Raw genomic sequence first — 18,463 nt, forward strand, 5'->3', positions numbered from 1 at the left:
CTGAGCTCCAAATCCCGTTTCGCCGGCCGGGGACCGGGCACCCGGATCCGGGCGGCGCCCTTGTGTCGGACCGCGACTAACAGGGATGGGACGGCATCGGCCAATGCCTGTTGCTGATGGTTTTATGCCGCTCCGTAAGCATGTTGGCGCACCGGCCATCGCCGCGCGCCTATGCCGCCGCGAGCCGCCAGAAGGTTTCGGCAGAGGGCGATTGCCGGCCGCGCGGTCGATAAAGGCGGACATCGACGGGGATATCCCAGCGCTCGTCGCCGGCGCGGACCAGCGCGCCCCTGGTAAGGTCATCGGCGACGATGCCGAGCGGGAGCCAGGCCAGCCCCCGGCCATCCCTGGCCATGCGCGCGAGCACCAGCGTGTGCGAGGTGAAAACCGGCGTGAAGCTGGTCGGCATCGCGCTGGCGCCGAGCATCGCCGACACGATGCGGTCCATGCCCGATTCCGCGCCATAGGCGAGCAGGCTGACCGGGCCGCCCCCTTCGCCGACGAGCGGGTGGAGCGGCGCCGTACCGTCGGCGCGCGGGGCGCTGACCGGCACCAGCGCGTCGGCGCCGAGCGAGATCGACTGGAAGCCCGTGCCGTCGAGGACCGACGGCGCGCCGGCATGGAAATAGCAGAGGCAGAAATGAGCCTTGCCGTTCAGCATGATCTGTTCGGAGGCGCCCATATTGTCGGCGTTGAGCTGGATCGGGATCGCGGTGTCCATCATCGCCTGAAGCTGGGCGAGCCATTGCGGGAAGAAGTTCAGCGCGAGCGCATGGGTGACGAGGATCTTGACCGTCGAGGCGGAGGTTCCCGCAATCTCCTGCACCTCGCGCCGGCCATGTTCGATGTCGCGCAACACGGTTTCGGCAATCGCGGCGAAGCGCTTGCCCGCGGGCGTGAGGATCATCTGATGCGTGCTGCGGTCGACGAGTTCGACCCCCAGCCAGTCCTCGAGCGAGCGGATACGGCGGCTGAACGCCGGCTGGGTGACGCAGCGCACTGCAGCCGCACGCGAGAAATTGCCCGCGCGGATCAGCGCGCCGAAATCCTCCAGCCAAGCCATTTCCATCGTGCCAACCCCTCCGGCCTACAGGCCCTTGTAACCGATCGCGCGCGATCGCCCAGCCTTCCCGTCATGCATGGTTTGATCCATATTCTGCATTGGCCCCGGCGTGTGGCGATTGGCAGTCTGTGCTGGTCGAGGGAAATGCCCCGTCGTTCCGGCGCCCGAAAAGGGGGCGGTGGGCGAGGGCGGTTCAGGGAGTAAGGGAAGATGGGTTCGAACATCCTGCGCCGGCCGATGCCGCACCGCAACGCGCGTGTCCTGGCCTGGACAGTCGCCGTAATCTGCGCGGTCATGGTCCCCGGAGCGTCGCCCGCCGCGTTAGCAAAGCCCGCTGCGGAGGCGGCGGCATCGACGCTGGTGCCGCGCGAGCTGCTCTTCCGCTCGCCGACCTATTCGGAACTGCAGATCAGCCCCGACGGAAAGCAGCTCGCCTTTCTTCACCCGCTGAACGGCGTCCTCAACGTCTGGGTGGCGCCGATCGACGATCCGGCGGCGGCCAAGCCCGTCACCCGGTTCGACAACCGCCCGCCCGACGGATTCCAGTGGAGCGCCGACGGGCGTTTCATCCTGATCCAGAAGGATGTCGGAGGCGAAGAGCATAATCAGCTCTGGATCGCTGATCCCGCAAAGCAGAGCGTCATCAACGCGACCGACGATCCGGCGGTGCAGACGAAGATCGTCAAGGTGTCTAAAAAGCATCCGGGTGAGATCCTCGTCGGCATGAACATCCGCGACCGGCGCTACCGCGACATCTATCGCATCGACCTCGCCACCGGGCAGCGGACCGAAGTGTTCCGCAACACGCCAAACTATATCGACGTCGTCGCCGATTCCGATTTCAACATCCGCATGGGTGTTCGCGGCAATGCCGACGGATCGTCGACCTATTTAAGGCTCGACCCGGCCGGGCCAAGCGAGTTCATGACGATACCGCTGGCCTCGCTTCGTAATTCGAAGATCTTCGGCCTCGACGCAAAAGGGCAGCTCGCGATGCTCGACAGCCGCGACGGCGACAAGGCGAACCTCGTCTCGGTCGATCTGGCGACCGGCAAGAAGACGCTGCTCGCTGCTGCCGTGCGCGCCGATATTGTCGAACCCTTGCTCGACGAGGAAAGCGGTGCGCTGCTCGCAACGCGCGAAGACCCGCTGGTGAGCGAGTGGACGGTGCGTTCGGACGCCGCACGTGCCGAGTTCGCGGCGCTCGAGGCGGCAGTCGCGGGGCCGTTCAGGATCGCAGGGCAGACCCCCGACAATGCGCGCTGGCTGCTGCTCGAGACGGTGCCGAACCGGCCCGACCGTTATAGCTGGTGGAACCGCAAGGACCGGACGCTGACGCCCTTGCTGTCGACACGGCCCGATCTGGAACCGCGCTCGCTGGGGCGGCGCCTGCCGGTCACGATCGCTTCGCGTGACGGTCTCAGCCTGCCGAGCTATCTGACGCTGCCGCCCGGCGCGAAGCTGGGTGCGAACGGCATGCCGGCAAAGCCGGTGCCGTTGGTGTTGCTTGTCCATGGCGGGCCGTGGCTGCGCGACGATCTGGCCTTCGATCCGCAGCACGCCTGGCTCGCCGACCGCGGCTATGCCGTGCTGTCGGTGAATTTTCGGGCATCGGGCGGCTTCGGCAGCGATTTCATGTCGAAGGGCGACCGGAAATGGTCTGAAACGATGCACGACGACCTGCTCGACGGGGTGCAGTGGGCGATCGACAAGGGCGTGACGACAAAGGATCGCGTCGCGGTAATGGGGCTCTCTTATGGGGGCTATTCGACGCTCGTGTCGCTCAGCTTTACCCCCGACACCTTCCAGTGCGGTGTCGATCTGGCGGGGCCGAGCAACCTGGTAAAGCAGGTTGCCTTGATGCCCGACTGGTGGGCCTGGCAGCGCCCGCAATTCGTCAACCGCGTCGGCGATCCGACGACGAAGGAGGGCGCCGCCGACCTGATGCGGCGTTCGCCGATCGCGCGCGTCGATGCGATCACCAAGCCGCTGCTCGTAACCAACGGCGCGAACGATCCGCGCATCTTTCCCGACCAGTCGCAGGAAATCGTCGATGCGATGAAGGCACGCGGCAAGCCGGTGACCTATGCCTTCTATCCCGACGAGGGGCATGTCTACGCCAAGGATGCGACGAACATTTCCTTCGCCGCGATCGCCGAGCATTTCCTTTCGAAATGCCTCGGCGGGCCGGCCGAGCCCTATGGCGATGATCTTGCCGGATCGCGGGTCGAGCTGAAGGCAGGGGCGGCGTTCGTCCCGGGGCTGGAACAGGCGTTCAAGGCGAGTGGTGGCGCGGCCGCGGCGGGGAAATGATCCCCGCCCCGGTTTAGCCTCTAGGGCTCGCCCAGAAAGGTCGCGAGCGGCGCGTCGAGTGGGGGCGTCTTTCCGGCGGTCTCGGCAAGGTCCATTCGCAGAAACGCATTCTGGACATAGCGGATGCCCGCCCAGCGCAGCGGCTCGACCTCCCAGTTCGGCGCCTGCTCACGCAGATAGGGCGCCTGCGGATCGGGCGCCACGCCGGTGACCAGCCCGGCGAGCGCGCGGGCCGAGATCGCACTGGTGATGACGCCGTGCCCGGTATAGCCATAGGCATGGCCGATCCGGCGGTTGCTGTCGAAATGCACCGTCGGCAGCCAGTCACGCGGAACGCCGAGATAGCCGGCCCATTGGTGGGTGAAGTCGACGCCGTCCAGCGATGGCCACCATTCGAGCAGCCGGTCGCGGATCCAGCCGAAATTGGCATTTTCGCGAAGCGCGGTCTCGCTCATGTCGGAACCATAGCGATAGGGGGCGCCGCGGCTGCCGAAGAGGATACGCCCGTCGGCGGTGCGCGTCAGATAATTGGTGGTGTGGACATAGGAGCTGAGACACTCGCCGCCCGCCCAGCCGACCTGATCCCACTGGTCGGCGGTCAGCGGCGCGGTCAGCATGATCGTCGACGCCATCGGGATCAGCCGGCGGCGATAGTCGGGCAGCCCGGTCAGGAACGCCTCGCCGGCGAGCAGCACGGCCCGGCGTGCGCGGATCGTCCCGCCGGCCGTGACGAGCGCGGGCTGCATCCCGGCGCTGGTCTGGATGACCTCGGTCCCCTCATATATGCGAACGCCGCGCCGTTCGAGCGCGCGCGCCAGCCCGCGCACCAGCCGGCCGGGGTGGATCGTGCCGCCGACGCGGAGGCGCAGCGCGCCATGGACTTCGGTCGCATGCACCGCCTCATGCGCCTGTCCGGCATCGAGCAACTCGCAGACATCGGCCATGCCGAGCTTCGCATAGGCGTCATAGGAGTGCTGCAGCGACGGCAATTGCGCGGCGCTGCGGGCGAGCGTGAGGACGCCGACCGGATTGAAATGTGCGTCGATGCCTTCCTGCTCGCAGATGCGCCCGACCTCATCGACCATCGCCTGCTGCGCGAACAGTATCGCCCGCGCGGTCTCGGCGCCGAAGCGGCGGGTGAGCGCTGCGGGATTGATCGGAAAGCGCGGCGAGCACCAGCCGCCGTTGCGCCCCGACCCGCCGAAGCCGCAGAACTGGCGCTCGACGATCGCGATCGACAGCGACGGGTCGGCCTGCAACAGGAACCATGCCGTCCACAGCCCCGAAAAGCCGCCGCCCAAAATCGCGACATCGACGGTCTCGTCGCCCGAGAGCGGTGCGCGCGGGGTCAGGTCGTCGCCGGTGCTGGCGAGCCAGTAGCTGCCGACGTCGGCGGGCGTGAGGATCGGCGTCATCGCACGGTCTCCGCCTCGTCGAACACAATGAACACCTTCTCGCTGTCGCTGAGAATCTCCCAGGTGCCGCTGCTCCGCGGCGGGAAATAGATGGCGTCGCCGGCGGCGATATGGACGGCCTCGCCCCGGTCGGGGCGGAAGATCGCCTCGCCCGACAGGAAATGACAGAATTCGGCCTGCACGACCTGCCGGCGCCATACCCCCGGCGTGCAATGCCAGACACCGTGCCGGCTGGCGCCCGCGCCGGGAATCGCGGCCGACCGGACCTGCGACACCGGCTGACCCAGCGGTTCGGCGACGGGGGCTGTCGCGGCGGCGGCGAGCAGTTCATGCGGGCGGAAAAGGCTGATCGCATCGGCGGTCATGTGCGGCTCCGTGATCTGGACGTCATAGCGGATGGCGGACCCGGCTGAGGAACAGCCGGGTCCGCTCGGCACGGGGGTTGGAAAGGACATCGGCGGCGGGCCCCTGTTCGGCGATCACCCCGCCATCGACGAAGAATATCTTGTCCGCGACCTCGCGCGCGAAGGCGATTTCGTGCGTGACGATGATCATCGTCATTCCGCCCGCGGCAAGGTCACGCATGACCGTCAGCACCTCGCCGACGCGCTCGGGGTCGAGCGCCGAGGTCGGCTCGTCGAGCAGGATCGCGCGGGGCTTCATCGCCAGCGCCCGCGCGATGCCGACGCGCTGTTGTTGTCCGCCCGACAATTGGCGCGGATAGGCGCCGGTATGGTCGGTCATGCCGACCCTGGCGAGCAACGCCATCGCGCGTTCGCTCGCCTCGGCGACCGGCTGGCGTAGCACATGCACCGGGCCTTCGATTACATTCTGGAGCACTGTCCTGTGCGGAAAGAGGTTGAAGCGCTGGAATACCATGCCGACCGAGGCGCGGATCGCGGGCAGCGACTGCGGCGTCACCGGCATCCCGTCTACGGAAATCGATCCACCGTCATGGCTCTCCAGCCCGTTGATGCAGCGCAGGATCGTCGACTTGCCCGACCCCGAGGGGCCGATCAGACACGCGACTTCGCCCGCCGCGACGCCGAGGCTGACATCCTGCAGCACCGCGCGGCGGCTGAAGCTTTTCTGGAGATTGCGGATCTCGATCATCGGCGCGCGAACCTCCGCTCGAGCCAGCGGACCCCGGCGGCCATCGGCAGGCTCGCCGCCAGATAGAGCAGGGCGATGAGCAGATAGACGGTGCCGTTCTTGAACGTCGATATGGCGAGCAACTGCCCCGCGCGGGTCAGCTCGGCGATCGTGATCGTCGAGGCGATCGACGAATCCTTCAGCAGCATGATCGTCGTGTTGCCGAGCGAGGGCAGCGCGGCGGGGATACCGAGCGGCAGCACGACACGGCGCATCAGCACCGGCCAGCTCATGCCGAGCGCGGTTCCGGCCTCGACCAGATCCTTGTCGACCGACGACAGCCCGCCGCGGAAGTTTTCGGCCTGATAGACCGAATAGGCGAGGCCGAGGCCGAGGACGCCCGCCGCGAAGGGCGGCAGGTCGATGCCCCATTCGGGAAGGACGAAATAGATGCAGAAGAGCTGGACGATGATCGGAATGCCGCGGATGACATTGATGATCGTACGGCTGATCCAGCGCAAAGGTGCGAAACGCGAATAGCCCATCAGCACCCAGACGAGGCCCAGCAGGATGCTGACGATCAGCGCGGCGCCGGTGAGCAGCAGGGTCATGCCGAGCCCGCGCAGCAATATCGGCAGGAATTGCGCTGCGTCGGCAAGGAACGTCGCCATCAGTCCAGTTCCCAATGATGGAGGATCGCCGGAAGTTCGGTGGCTTTGAGGTCGGCGATCGCATCGTCGAGGCGCGGCAGTTGCGGGCTGCCCTTTGCGACGATCAGGCAGAGATCTTCGCGGACCGGCGGACGAAAGTCGTTCGCCATGCGGACGCGACGGCGGGGGCCGACGCGAAGCTGGTAGCGGAGGATCGGATCGTCGCCATAGCCGGCATCGATCCGGCCGTTGGCGAGGTCGCGGACGATCTCGCCGAGACCATCATAGGTGGTGACGCGCGATACCCCGGCGGCGTGAAGCTGATCGACGAAGCGGGTGCCGACCTGTGCGCCGACGCGCAGGCGCCGCGCCGCCGACAGCGACGGATAGGCGGCGGGATCGTCGCTCCGCACCACCAGCCCGCCGCCATAGGAAAAGACCGGAGCGCTGAAGTCGACGATCTTCGCGCGGTCGGGCGTCCGCTGCATTGCCGCCGCGATCATGTCGACCCGGCCCGTCGTCAGCGACGGGATCAGCGCCGAAAAGGGCGCGGCGCGATACTCGCCCTTGATTCCCAGATGGCGGAGGACTGCCTTTGCGATGTCGATCATCGCGCCGGTCAGCTCGTTCGTCGTCGGATCGACGAAGCTGAACGGCACGCCGGTCGGGGAGGAGCCGACCCATAGCTCGTGCGGCCCGCGCTGCTGTCGCGTGCAGGCCGCGAGCGGCAGTCCCGCGATCAGTCCCAGCATCGTCCGCCGGGGAAGCGGCGTCGCTATCGCTCGGGCGCCGTGCACGGCCGCCGCCTGCTAGCGCGCCGGGGGACGGTATTCGAGCGTCACGCTCGACGTCGCGGTCCTGCGGATTTCGTCGGGGACGAGCGTGATCTTCTTGAGCTCGTTGGTCTCGTGCATCATCGTCTGGTCGGCAAGGTTCGGATTGCCCTTGCCCTTGGGATCGATGAACAGATTCTGCCCGCCCGCGTCGATCACCGAATAGAGCGCGCGCCGGTCGCGGGCGATCTCCATCAGCCCGACCCAGCTTTCGCCGCCATTGTGCGGGGCCATCGTCGGGCCGAGGCGGAGCACGGCCGACAGGCGTCGCTCGGGGGCATCCTCGGCCATCTGCGGACGGTCGGGCGTTTCGAGCGAGGCGTCGAAATATTTCCAGAAGATCGGCTGTTTCCACTCGGCCATATCCTTGCCGGGGAAGCGCGCCTTGACCTCGGCCAGCGTCGCCTTGATCGTGTCGATCATCACCGCGGTGCGATCGCGCCCGCCGAAATAGTCGACCGCCAGCGGCGCCCCCGCCTTATCGCCCTGAAAGGCGCGGAGCAGCAGGCTCGACTGATAGGTCAGATAGCGGTCGGCATCGATCTTTTTCCACCAGTCGTCCATGTCGTCGCCGAAGACGATCTGCGGTGCGACCTGCAGCCAGGTGCGATAGAGGGTGAGGCCGGGATTGTCGTAGCGCTGGTCGCCGTCGCGGTCCTGATAGAGGCCGTTGAAGCTCAGCATATAGTCGCCGGCGCGCTTAACCTCGGCATCGTCGCTCGCCTCGATCGCCTTGCGGATGAAAGGCGCGAAGAATTCGGGCGCCGTCTGATTGCGGTCGACCGCGCCCAGCGCGTTGAAGATCTGACCGTTGAAATCGCGCATGTCGAGCAGGGTCAGCGACTGGCCATTCTTGGCGAGCCGGTCGCCGAGCCAGGTACGGAAGGTCGCACCGATGCGGGCGTTGTCGCCCTCCTGCGACCAGCCGGTGGCCTTGCTGTTCCACGACATGAAATACTGCTGCTGCGGATTGATCATCTGCGGTTTTTCGGCGGGGGTCAGAAAACCGGTCCAGTCATATTCGCCCGTTCCCGGCGTCGGCAGGCGCGGATCGACCCCGGCCGCCTTCTTCGGCAGCGCGCCAGCCTCGAAATAGGCGATCGTACCGTCCTCGCCGCCGTAGCAGGCACCGAGATTCCAGCCGAGCCGGTCGACGCCCTTTTCCTTGAACTCGGTCAGGCTCTTCGCGCGGCCCATTTCGGCGAAGGCGACCCACGTGTCGAGCTCGCGGCCGTGGACGCCCATCTGCTGCGAGTAAGCGGTGCCGTTGTCGATGTCCCAGGCGATCACCGGCCCATGGATCGTCCATGCGACATCGTGGGTAACGGGGGCGGCATCCTTGACCCGGAAGGTCTCGGTCCGGTGCTCCATCTTCTTCCAAGCGCCCTTGTACCAATATTCGTAGCGGTTCTTCGGATTGAGCTTTTCGGCGAAGGTCGTGCCGGCCTCGCTGCTGCCCGACACGAGCAGCCAGCCGTGCTGCGCGCCGCGCCCCATCGTCGGGACGCCCCAGCCGGTCGAACCGAAGCCGGCATTGTCGAACCCGCCGCCCTGCAGGTGGATTTCGGGGCCGTCGGCGGTTGCTTCCAGCATCAGCACATTGCCGCTCGCCGACTTCTGCGGCCCGATCACCAGACACCGGCTCGCGCCCTTGACCGGCAGCAGCGGTGAGGTCTGCCCTGCGGCGGAGGCGACATCGCGGTTTTTGGGTAGCTGGGCCGGAGACTGGACGGGCACGGGAAGCGCGCGCGCGGGCGCACGGTCGTCGCCCGCCGGGATGGTCGTCGGGGAATCGGGGTCGGAGATCGGCACGACGTCGTTGAAGATCTGCCACGCCTTCGCCGCACCATAACGGTCGGTCATGGCCTTCAGAAATTCGAGATTGCGGATTTCGTAGGTGTCGCGGCCCAGCGGCGCAGCGGTGATCAGCGCCAGATATTCGGTGAGCGTCCAGCGGGTCGGCTTGATCCCCCAGCGGATGAATTCCAGCGGGGTCAGCTTTTCGGGGTCCGCGTTGACCTCGTCGATGCGCTTGTTGATGCCGTCGACCATGCCGCGGATCATCTTCTGATGCTCGGGCGCGAGCGCGCGATAGCGCGCCATCAACCCGGCATCGGACAGTTTGCGGCCCCGCATCATCTTGTCGGTGTCGAGCGCCGAGGCGCCGACCAGTTCGGCGCGGCGGCCCTGCGTGTTGTGGCGTGCGAGTTCCATTGCGGCGAGGCGGTCGTGCGCGATCGCATAACCCGCGCCGAACATCACCGCGTCCGACGTTTCGCTTTCGACATGCGGGACGCCGAAGCTGTCGCGATAGATGGTGACCTTTTCGGAGGCGCTGCCCTGCGCGTAGGCGGCGGGCGACGCCGCGGCCAGCAGGGCGGCGGAACTCCAGAGCAGGACGGCAGTCGAACGGCGCATGAAAAGCGTCTCCCCGGTGGGTCTATTTCGGCAGGAATGCCTCGGCCAAGGCGACCCACAGCGCGGCCCCCGTCGGCGAAATGCTGTCGTCATAGGTATAATGAGAATTGTGGAGCATCACCGAGCCCGGCCCCTCGTCGCCATTGCCGAGCAGCAGGAAGCAGCCGGGAACGACGTCGAGATAGCGGGCGAAATCCTCGCCCCCCATGCCGGGCACGTCGAGGTCGACGAAGCGATCGGCGCCGACGACGCCGATCGCGATGTCGCGAACGCGCGCATAAAGATCGGCGGGATTGTGCAGCGCGGGGTAGCCGCGCTCGTAATGCAGCTCGGCGGTCGCGCCGAAGGATGCGGCGACGCCCGTCACGATCTCGCGCAGCCGCCGTTCGGTCGCATCCTGGCTCGCCTTCGACAGCGTGCGGACGGTGCCGCCCATGCGAGCGTCATCGGCGATGATGTTGAACGCGGTGCCCGCCTCGACCTTGCAGATCGACACGACGACGGCGTCCATCGGGTCGGCATTCCGCGCGACGATGCTTTGCACCGCGACGATGATATGCGCGGCGACCAGCACGGGGTCGATGGTGAGGTGCGGCCGCGCCGCGTGGCCGCCCTTGCCCGACACGACAATCTCGAACTTGTCGGCGGCGGCGTAGAGCGCGCCCGCACGTCCCGCCAGCTTGCCCGCGGCGATACCGGGGCGATTGTGGATGCCGAAGATTGCCTCCATCGGGAACCGCTCGAACAATCCGTCGCGGATCATCGCGCTGGCGCCGCCGTCGGGATCGCCGTCGGGGCCCTGATAGCCGAGCGATTCCTCGGCGGGCTGGAAGATCAGATGCACCGCGCCGTCAAAATTGCGCGTCGCGGCGAGCTGCTTCGCGGCGCCGAGCAGCATCGTCGTGTGCCCGTCGTGGCCGCACGCGTGCATCACGCCGGGGGTGCAGGATTTGTGATCGGACTCGGTGAGCTCGGTCATCGGCAGGGCATCGATGTCGGCACGGATGCCGATCGCGCGGTCCGACTGGCCGGCGCGGATCGTCGCGACGATGCCGGTGCCGCCCATCCCGGTCTGAACCGCGTCGACACCGAATTCGGCGAGCAGGTCGAGGATGAAGCGGCTGGTGCCCTGTTCGTGAAAGCCGAGCTCGGGATGCCGGTGGATATGCCGGCGCCAGGCGGTCATGTCGGCTTCGAGTGATGTCAGGTCAACGGACATGGGGACGCACCTCCTGGCGCAGCGGCAAGGGAAGGTTAGGGGCCGGGCGCGGACGGCCCCAATGCTTATTGGACATGCTTGTATGTTCCGCTTCGAACGTCATGGTACGGCGTGCGCCGCCACCTGATAGAAGACTTGCGCATGCGGGCCGAGCGGCAGGTCGAGGGCGACCCACGACACGACCATCAATATGCCCATCGCCATGAAGCTGAGCGCATAGGGCAGCATCAGCGCGAGCAGCGAGCCGACGCCCATCGACTTGTCCCAGCGCTGGCAGAAAACAAGAACCAGCGGGAAATAGCTCATCAGCGGGGTCATGATGTTGGTGTAACTGTCGCCCATCCGGTATGCTGCGGTCGTCATCTCGGGGCTTATGCCGAGCAGCATGAACATCGGCACGACGACCGACGACAGCACGCTCCACTTCGCGGTCGCCGACCCGATGAACAGGTCGAGCAGCGAGGAGAGGAGTAGCACGCAGACGAGTAGCAGCGGCGCAGGCAGCCCCATGCCCTGCAATTTCTCTGCGCCGGTGATCGCAACGATCGGCCCGATCCCCGACCAGTTGAACATCGCGACGAAGTGCGCGGCGAAGAAGACGAAGACCAGATAGGGCGCGATCGTCTTCACGCCTTCGCGCATCATGTGGATGATGTCGTTCGAGCCTTTGATCGTCCCGACCGCGCGGCCGAAGACTGTGCCGGTGAGCAGGAAGAGCAGGAACAGCGCGGCGATGATCGAGCCATAGAGCGGCTGGAGCCGGATCGGCCCTTCGGCCTTCTGATCGATGAAGGGCGTATAGCCGGGCCACAGGCACAGCGCAGCGAACAGCGCGACGACGAACAACGCGGCGAGACCGGCGTGACGGAGCCCGCGGCGCTCGTCGGCGCTGAGGTCGCCTTTCTCGAGGTCCGCGCGAAGCTCCTCGTCGACCTCCTCGTTCCAGACGCCGAGGCGCGGTTCGACGATCCGGTCGGTGACGAACCACACGATGGGCGTGAAGAGGATCACGATGCCGAGGATGAAATACCAGTTGCCGAGCGGGTTCATCGTCCAGCCGGGTTCGACGATGCGTGCCGCCTCTTGCGTGAAGCCGAAGAGCAGCACATCTAGCTGGCCGGGCATGATATTGCCCGCATAGCCCCCCGACACGGCGGCGAGCGCGGCGGCTATTCCGGCGAGCGGGTGGCGCCCGACCGACGCAAAGAGCACCGCCGCCATCGGGATCAACACCACATAGGCGGCGTCGGCCGCATGGTGCGAGACCATGCCGACGACCGCGATGATCGGGGTCATGTAGCGGCGCGGGGTGTTGCGGAGCGAGCCGCGGATCATCGCGAAGAACATCCCCGACCGTTCGGCGACCGCAGCGCCCATCATGATCGTCAGGACGATGCCGAGCGGGGTGAAGCTGGCATAGGTCTTTGGCATCTCGGTGAAGAGCCGCGCGATATTTTCCGACGAGAAGAGGCTGGAGGCGCGATAGGTCAGCACCCCGTTCGCAAGCTCGGCATGTTCGGGGGGCTTGGCACCCGAATAGGGAAGCGAGGCGCTCCACCCGAGCGCGGCGCCGATCGCCGACACGATCATCAGCGTGACGATCAGATAGATGAAGATGATGGTCGGGTCGGGCAGCAAATTGCCGACGCGCTCGATGAAGCCAAGGAACCCCTTCTGGCGGGCAGGACGTGTCGTTTCAGCGGTCATGGTGCCCTTCTGCCGGACTGGATCCGGTTTGTGTATCAAAGGATGCGGGGCCCGCGTCCGCGACGCGGGCCCCGACATCGTCAGCCCGAAATCAGAAGTTCACCTCTAGCCCCAGGCGAACGACAGGGCCGAACTGGTCGAAGCCGCCACCCGAGGGATCGATGACCTGCGTCGATTCCATCACCGGCAGCTTCTCGTTGAACAGGTTGGTGACGCCGAACGAGAATTTCGCTTCCTGCTTGCCGTTCAGCGGCAGGGTGTAGGATGCCGAAATATCGTTGTAGAAGCGCGACCCGGTGCGGTCGGGCGCCAGCAGCTCGCGGCTGATGCCCGGCGAGATGTCGGTGAGCGCCTGGCTCGACTGGTAACGGCCCTGCCAGCCGACGGTCAGGCCCCCGGTCGAATAGGTCAAGCCGACGACGCCCTTGTATTTCGGATAGCCGTAGAAGCCTTCGAGAACCGTGTAGAGATCGGGGCGCGCCTGGAAGGTGTAGGTGCGCAGGCGGTGCAGATAGGTGAACGCCAGATTGGCCGACAGGCGTCCATTGCCGACCGGCATGGCATAAAAGATCTGGGTGTCGAGGCCCGAGGTTTCGAGCTTCGACGTGTTCACATAGGTGCTGTTGCCGCCCGTGATGCCGAAATAGTTCGGGCTGGCCGTGTTCATGTCGCGCGTGATGAGCGAGCAGAGATCGGGATCGGGACCGCCCGCACGATCGACGCAGTTTTCGGCAATCTGCTGTGGGCTGAGGAAGCTGATCGCATCGTCGATCTGGATGTTGAACCAGTCGGCCGAAATCTGGAGGCCGGGCAGGAAGCTGGGCGTCAGCACGATGCCCGCCGTCCAGCTGTCCGACACTTCGGGACGGAGGTTGAGGTTGCCCGAGACGATGAACGGCACGCCGATCCCGCCGTTCAGCGGAACGAAGCCCGCCGGGCGGCCGAGCGCGGCGCAGTTTGCGGCGCGGTTCGGGTTGTTGCCGATGTTCGTCTGCGAGCAGGGGTCGTTGACGTTGGTCGTCTGACCCTCGCTCGGACGGAACGCTTCGAAGATGTTCGGAGCGCGGATCGCGCGGCCGAGCGTGGCGCGGAGGCGGAGACCGTCTGTCGGCTCCCAGATCGCGCCCGCCTTCCACGACGTGGCCTGTCCGGCATGGCTGTAGTCCGCGTGACGCACCGCGCCTTCGACCGAAAGCAGCTTCGCAAAGGGCATGTCGGTGAGGAGCGGCACGTTGAGTTCGCCGAAGAATTCGGTGACGTGATAGCCGCCCTCATAATCCTGCGTCGCGGCCTGGTTGGTGAAGCCGGCCTTGACCAGCGGATCTGTGGTGCGACCGTTGCGTTCCTTGCGATATTCGGCGCCGAGCGCGAAACCGATCGCGCCGCCGCCGGGCAGCGTCAGGAACTTCTGCGTATCGCCCGAAAGCGAGAAGCCGGCGGTCGTCTGGCGAATGAAGGCTTCGGAGATTGTCGTCGTGGTGACGAAATCGCGCGCGGCCTGCGAGCTGTTTGTAGAGCCGAAGGGATTGAACGGCTGGCAGACCCCGCCGCCCTGGATGTTCGGTCGCACATAGCCGACCGGCTGCAGCGCGGGAACGTCCATCCGGCAGCGGATCTGGTTCGTCGCGGGGTCGACGACGGCGTCGATCGCGGCGAGCAGATTGGGAACGACCAGACGGTTGTAACCGATGAACTTAGCCTTCGTCCGGCCGTAAGTGCCATAGATGTCGTAGCGAAGGTCGGAGAAGCCGGTCTCGATCTCACCCTTCAGTCCGCCGACGAACGACAGGCTGTTGCGGTCGACCTGGCTGTAGCGCAAGCCGAGGTCGGTGAAGAGCCGGTCGAGGCGTAGCGTGGTTGCCCCGGCCGCCAGCAGGCGCTGGCGGAAATCCTGATTGAGGAAAGCGTTCTGCGCGATGTTGATTGCAAGCCCGGAACGGATCACCGGCTGGCCGCGGCCATAGCTCGACGTATTGTTATAGTCGGCACCGAAATAGGCGGTGACGCTGTCGCTGACATCATAATGCGCGCTGAGGTTGAGGTTGTAGCGCTCGATATCCGGGACGATCGAAATCGAATCGTCGAAGCGGAAACAGGCGGGGCCGCAATTGTCGAAGACGCCGAACAGGCTACCGTCGGTCAGGCTGGGCGTGGGGAAGGGCCGCACCGTGCCGTCGTCGTTGAACGCGAAACGGCCGAGGCCGCCGGTGTCGTTGCTGAAGCCGACGACGCCATAGCCCGAGAAGCGCAGGGCTTCGGCGCCGGGCGCGATGATGAAGTCCGGAATTCCGTCGTTCGGCCCCGTGTCGGCGGGGTTAATCATGGCGACATAATTATGCATGTCGGCCTGCTTCGGGGTGATTTCCTTCACCTTGGCATAGTCGGCGGCGACGGTAATGTTACCGCGGCCTTCGCCGAAATTCATGCCCGCGACCAAGCTGCCGCCATAGGTCAGGCCTTCGCCGCCGCGCGTCGGCTGCGAGCCGTTGAACGACACGCGGACGCCATCGAAATCATCCTTGAGGATGATGTTGACGACGCCCGACACCGCGTCCGAGCCATAGATGGCCGATGCGCCGCCGGTGATGACTTCGATCCGCTGGATCAGGTTGGGGTTGATCGAATTGAGGTCGATCGCGGCGCTGTCGGTCGCGCCGGCGACGCGGCGCTTGCCGTTGACGAGCACCAGCGTGCGGTTCGAACCGAGGCTGCGCAGATCGACGACGGCAAGGCCGCCGCTATTTTCGCCGCGCGACCCCGACGCGCCGGTCTGCTGGCTCTGCTGCATGCTGCCCGAGAAGCCGATCGATGGCTGCTGCGCGAGTGCGCGGCCGATGTCGAACTGGGCGTTGTTGTTCTGGAGCGATTCCGACGTCACGACGCCGACGGGCGTCGGCAGGTCGAGGACGGGGCGGCCGATGCGCGAGCCTGTCACGACAATGTCGCCGCCCGCCGGTACAGCCTGATCGTCACCCGATTCGCTTGGCTCGCTCGCATCCTGTGCCTGCGCGGTACCCCCCAGGCCCGCCAGTCCTGCGAAAAGAGAGATCGCGAGGAAGGATGTGGAAACGTTAAGTTTGCGGCTTTTCGCCGTCGCCGGTCCCTGGATCATATTTTTTCTCCGCCCTGAACCCTGCCAAAGCCGTCCGTTCGTCGGTTAGTGCGAGGGCCCATTCTGTCTATGGACATGCGGTCATCGATCCCAATGCCGGTTCGACATAGAATCATTCGTGCGGCGCGAGGGGGGCTCGCGCAGCTTTATTGCGCAGCTTTTTGAATGCGATCGCGACGCCAAATCAGTCGGCTTCGGCCTTCAGCCGGTTTTTCAGCATGCTCCAGAAGGCTTCGACGCTGGGGCTGCGACGCGCGATGGGCTTGTAGATCCGGATCTCGATCGGGACGTGCCAGCGTGCATCGCCAGCCGCCACCAGTCGGCCGCTCTCAAGATCCTCGCTGGCGAGACTGAGCGGCGCCCAGCACAACCCGCGCCCGTCGCGCGCCATCGATAGCAGTGCGGTCGCCATATGCGAGCGGAAGACGGTGCGCAGCGACGCCGATCCGGCCGAGATCACCTGAGCCGCCTGCAGGATGCGGCCCATGCCCGACTTGTCCTCGAACTCCAGATAGGGGAGTGGCTGACCGCCCGACCCCGGCAGTGCCCAGGTCGGCGCGGCATCGGCGAGGGGGGCGGTCACCGGCATCAGCACGTCCTGCCCGAGCTGGAGCGAGGCGAAGCCCGCCGGGTCGAGGCGGTGCGCCGCGGCGGTGTGATGATGGCAGAGCAGGAAATCGGCCTTGCCCTCGAGCATCAGGCGTTCGCAGGCGGCCATATTGTCGGCGATCAGCGTGATCGTTCCGGCTTCCTGCCCGTCGTGAAGGCTGCGCAGCCATGCGGGAAAGAAGGTCGTCGACAGCGCATGGGTCGACGCAAAGCGGATTTCGTTGCTCAGCGTCCCGCCGATTTCACGGACATGGTCGCGCCCGAGCGTCAGCCGGCGCAATATCTCCTCGGCGACGATGCGGAAGGCCTGACCCGCCTCGGTCAGCGCGATACGGTGCGTGTCGCGATCGACCAGCGTCGCGCCTACCCAGTCTTCGAGCGCGCGAATGCGGCGGCTGAACGCCGGCTGCGTCAGGTTGCGCGCTTCGGCGGCGCGCGAAAAATTGCCCTCGTCCGCGAGCTTGATGAAGTCCTCGAGCCACATGATATCCATTTGCAATCCACCCGTCGCATCAATTGATACTGTCCCGGCATTGGCTTCGTTCGAGCCACGCACGGTAAGCCCCGCCTGCGATTTCCGCAGTGAAGGGTAGAAGAATGTCGGCGCCAAAAACGCTTTACGATAAGATCGTCGACGAACATCGCATATTATCTTTCGACGAATCCGGCGATGCTGGTGAACGATTGTTGCTCTATATCGATAGAACGGTGCTCAACGAATATACAAGCCCCCAAGCGTTCAGCGGGCTTCGCGAGGCCGGGCGGACGCCCTGGCGGCCCGCCGCATCGCTGGGCGTGGTCGATCATGTCAATTCGACGAACCCCGATCCGGGCGCCGGCACGCTGGACGACGGCGCGCGGCGCCAGATCGAATATCTGGGCGAGAACGGCCGCGATTTCGGGATCGAGATTTTCGACCTCTTCGACCCCCGGCAAGGCATTGAACATGTCGTGATGCCCGAACTGGGGCTGGTACTGCCCGGCATGGTCATTGCCGCCGGGGACAGCCATTCGACGACCTATGGCGCGTTCGGCGTCGTCGGGTTCGGCATCGGCACGTCGGACATCGAACATCTGCTTGCGACCCAGACGCTCGTCTATCGCCGGCTGAAGACGATGCGCGTGACCGTGGACGGCCGGCTGGCGCCCGGAGTGACGGCGAAAGACCTTATCATGGAGGTGATCCGCCGGATCGGCGCCGATGGCGCGGCAGGTCACGCGGTCGAGTTCGCGGGTACCGCGATCGCGGCGCTGGGGGTCGAGGCGCGGATGACGATCTGCAACATGGCGGTCGAATGCGGCGCCCGCGTCGCGCTGATGGCGCCCGACGACAAGGTGATCGACTATATCGCGGGATGCCCGCGCGCGCCGTCGGCCGATCTGCTGGGGCAGGGGCGCGCCGAATGGGCGTCGCTTCGCAGCGATCCCGGCGCCCGCTTCGACAAGGAGGTCGCGCTGGATGCAGACGAGGTGCCGCCGATGGTGAGCTGGGGGACCAGCCCCGACCAGTCGCTCGCGATCACCGGCCATGTTCCCGATCCGGAGGATATCCCCGCCGCGCGCCGCGCCGACGCCGTTCGCGCGCTCGCCTATATGGGCCTCGCGCCGAACACGCCGCTGCAGGATATCGCGATCGACCGCGCCTTCATCGGGTCGTGCACCAATGCACGCCTGTCGGATCTGCGCGATGCCGCCGAAATCCTGAAAGGCCGCAAGGTCGCGCCGGGTGTGCGCGCAATGATTTCGCCCGGCAGCAGCAATGTTCGCCGCGCTGCGGAGGCCGAGGGGATCGATCGCATCTTCATCGACGCCGGCTTTGAATGGCGGCGCTCGGGCTGCTCGCTGTGCCTCGCGATGAACGACGACAGTCTCGCGCCCGGTGAGCGCTGTGCGTCTAGCACCAACCGCAATTTCGAAGGACGGCAGGGCATCGGCGGGCGCACCCACCTGATGAGCCCGGCGATGGTGGCGGCGGCGGCGGTGACCGGCAAGCTCGCCGACGTGCGTTCGCTCGCCGCAGTGGAGGCGTAAG

At 66.1% G+C, this 18,463-nt stretch carries 13 protein-coding genes; 2 read left to right on the plus strand and 11 right to left on the minus strand.

The genetic code is table 11. The features are described from left to right. Window positions 1-169 precede the first annotated feature (169 nt). Window positions 170-1,069: a LysR family transcriptional regulator gene (locus ACQY80_RS14110; RefSeq protein ID WP_428680894.1), complete on the minus strand. Its 900-nt coding sequence runs from the start codon at window positions 1,067-1,069 to the stop codon at window positions 170-172. Between the two features lie 204 nt (window positions 1,070-1,273). Here ACQY80_RS14110 and ACQY80_RS14115 point away from each other — a divergent pair, with 204 nt between their 5' ends. Continuing rightward, window positions 1,274-3,376 carry a S9 family peptidase gene (locus ACQY80_RS14115; protein WP_428680896.1) on the plus strand — a complete coding sequence of 701 codons (2,103 nt, stop codon included), beginning with the start codon at window positions 1,274-1,276 and terminating at the stop codon, window positions 3,374-3,376. A gap of 20 nt (window positions 3,377-3,396) precedes the next feature. Here ACQY80_RS14115 and ACQY80_RS14120 read toward each other — a convergent pair whose 3' ends face one another. The 10 genes from ACQY80_RS14120 to ACQY80_RS14165 form a co-directional block, all read right to left on the minus strand. Next, complete coding sequence (locus ACQY80_RS14120; RefSeq protein WP_428680898.1) at window positions 3,397-4,791, minus strand: NAD(P)/FAD-dependent oxidoreductase; 1,395 nt, start codon at window positions 4,789-4,791, stop codon at window positions 3,397-3,399. Next, the gene (locus tag ACQY80_RS14125) at window positions 4,788-5,156 is read right to left on the minus strand and encodes a cupin domain-containing protein (protein ID WP_428680900.1); all 369 of its coding nucleotides are present in this window, start codon (window positions 5,154-5,156) and stop codon (window positions 4,788-4,790) included. The genes ACQY80_RS14120 and ACQY80_RS14125 overlap by 4 nt, the downstream gene beginning before the upstream one ends. Window positions 5,157-5,178: 22 nt before the next feature. Further along, window positions 5,179-5,904 (minus strand): amino acid ABC transporter ATP-binding protein, encoded by a 726-nt coding sequence (locus ACQY80_RS14130; protein WP_428680902.1) that lies wholly within the window; start codon window positions 5,902-5,904, stop codon window positions 5,179-5,181. After that, a complete protein-coding gene (locus ACQY80_RS14135) occupies window positions 5,901-6,554 on the minus strand; it encodes an amino acid ABC transporter permease (protein WP_428680904.1) in 654 nt (217 codons plus the stop codon). Before ACQY80_RS14135 ends, ACQY80_RS14130 begins: the two co-directional genes overlap by 4 nt. Beyond that, window positions 6,554-7,330, minus strand: coding sequence for a substrate-binding periplasmic protein (locus tag ACQY80_RS14140; RefSeq protein ID WP_428680906.1), 777 nt, complete (start codon window positions 7,328-7,330; stop codon window positions 6,554-6,556). Before ACQY80_RS14140 ends, ACQY80_RS14135 begins: the two co-directional genes overlap by 1 nt. A 12-nt stretch (window positions 7,331-7,342) precedes the next feature. After that, entirely contained in the window at window positions 7,343-9,784 is a 2,442-nt protein-coding gene (locus ACQY80_RS14145) for a penicillin acylase family protein (RefSeq protein ID WP_428680908.1), read from the minus strand. 22 nt (window positions 9,785-9,806) lie between these two features. Beyond that, window positions 9,807-11,003, minus strand: coding sequence for a M20 aminoacylase family protein (locus tag ACQY80_RS14150; RefSeq protein WP_428680910.1), 1,197 nt, complete (start codon window positions 11,001-11,003; stop codon window positions 9,807-9,809). 99 nt (window positions 11,004-11,102) lie between these two features. Then, window positions 11,103-12,710 carry an AbgT family transporter gene (locus tag ACQY80_RS14155; protein WP_428680912.1) on the minus strand — a complete coding sequence of 536 codons (1,608 nt, stop codon included), beginning with the start codon at window positions 12,708-12,710 and terminating at the stop codon, window positions 11,103-11,105. A 91-nt stretch (window positions 12,711-12,801) separates the two neighbouring features. Beyond that, a complete protein-coding gene (locus ACQY80_RS14160; RefSeq protein WP_428680914.1) occupies window positions 12,802-15,822 on the minus strand; it encodes a TonB-dependent receptor plug domain-containing protein in 3,021 nt (1,006 codons plus the stop codon). Window positions 15,823-16,006: 184 nt separating this feature from the next. Next, window positions 16,007-16,924, minus strand: coding sequence for a LysR family transcriptional regulator (locus ACQY80_RS14165; protein ID WP_428680916.1), 918 nt, complete (start codon window positions 16,922-16,924; stop codon window positions 16,007-16,009). 104 nt (window positions 16,925-17,028) lie between these two features. Here ACQY80_RS14165 and leuC point away from each other — a divergent pair, with 104 nt between their 5' ends. Next, on the plus strand, window positions 17,029-18,462 hold the full coding sequence (gene leuC / locus ACQY80_RS14170) for a 3-isopropylmalate dehydratase large subunit (protein WP_428680918.1): 1,434 nt from the start codon (window positions 17,029-17,031) through the stop codon (window positions 18,460-18,462). The last annotated feature ends 1 nt before the right edge of the window (window position 18,463 follow it).

Source organism: Sphingopyxis sp., from assembly GCF_965279755.1.
GTDB lineage: Bacteria > Pseudomonadota > Alphaproteobacteria > Sphingomonadales > Sphingomonadaceae > Sphingopyxis.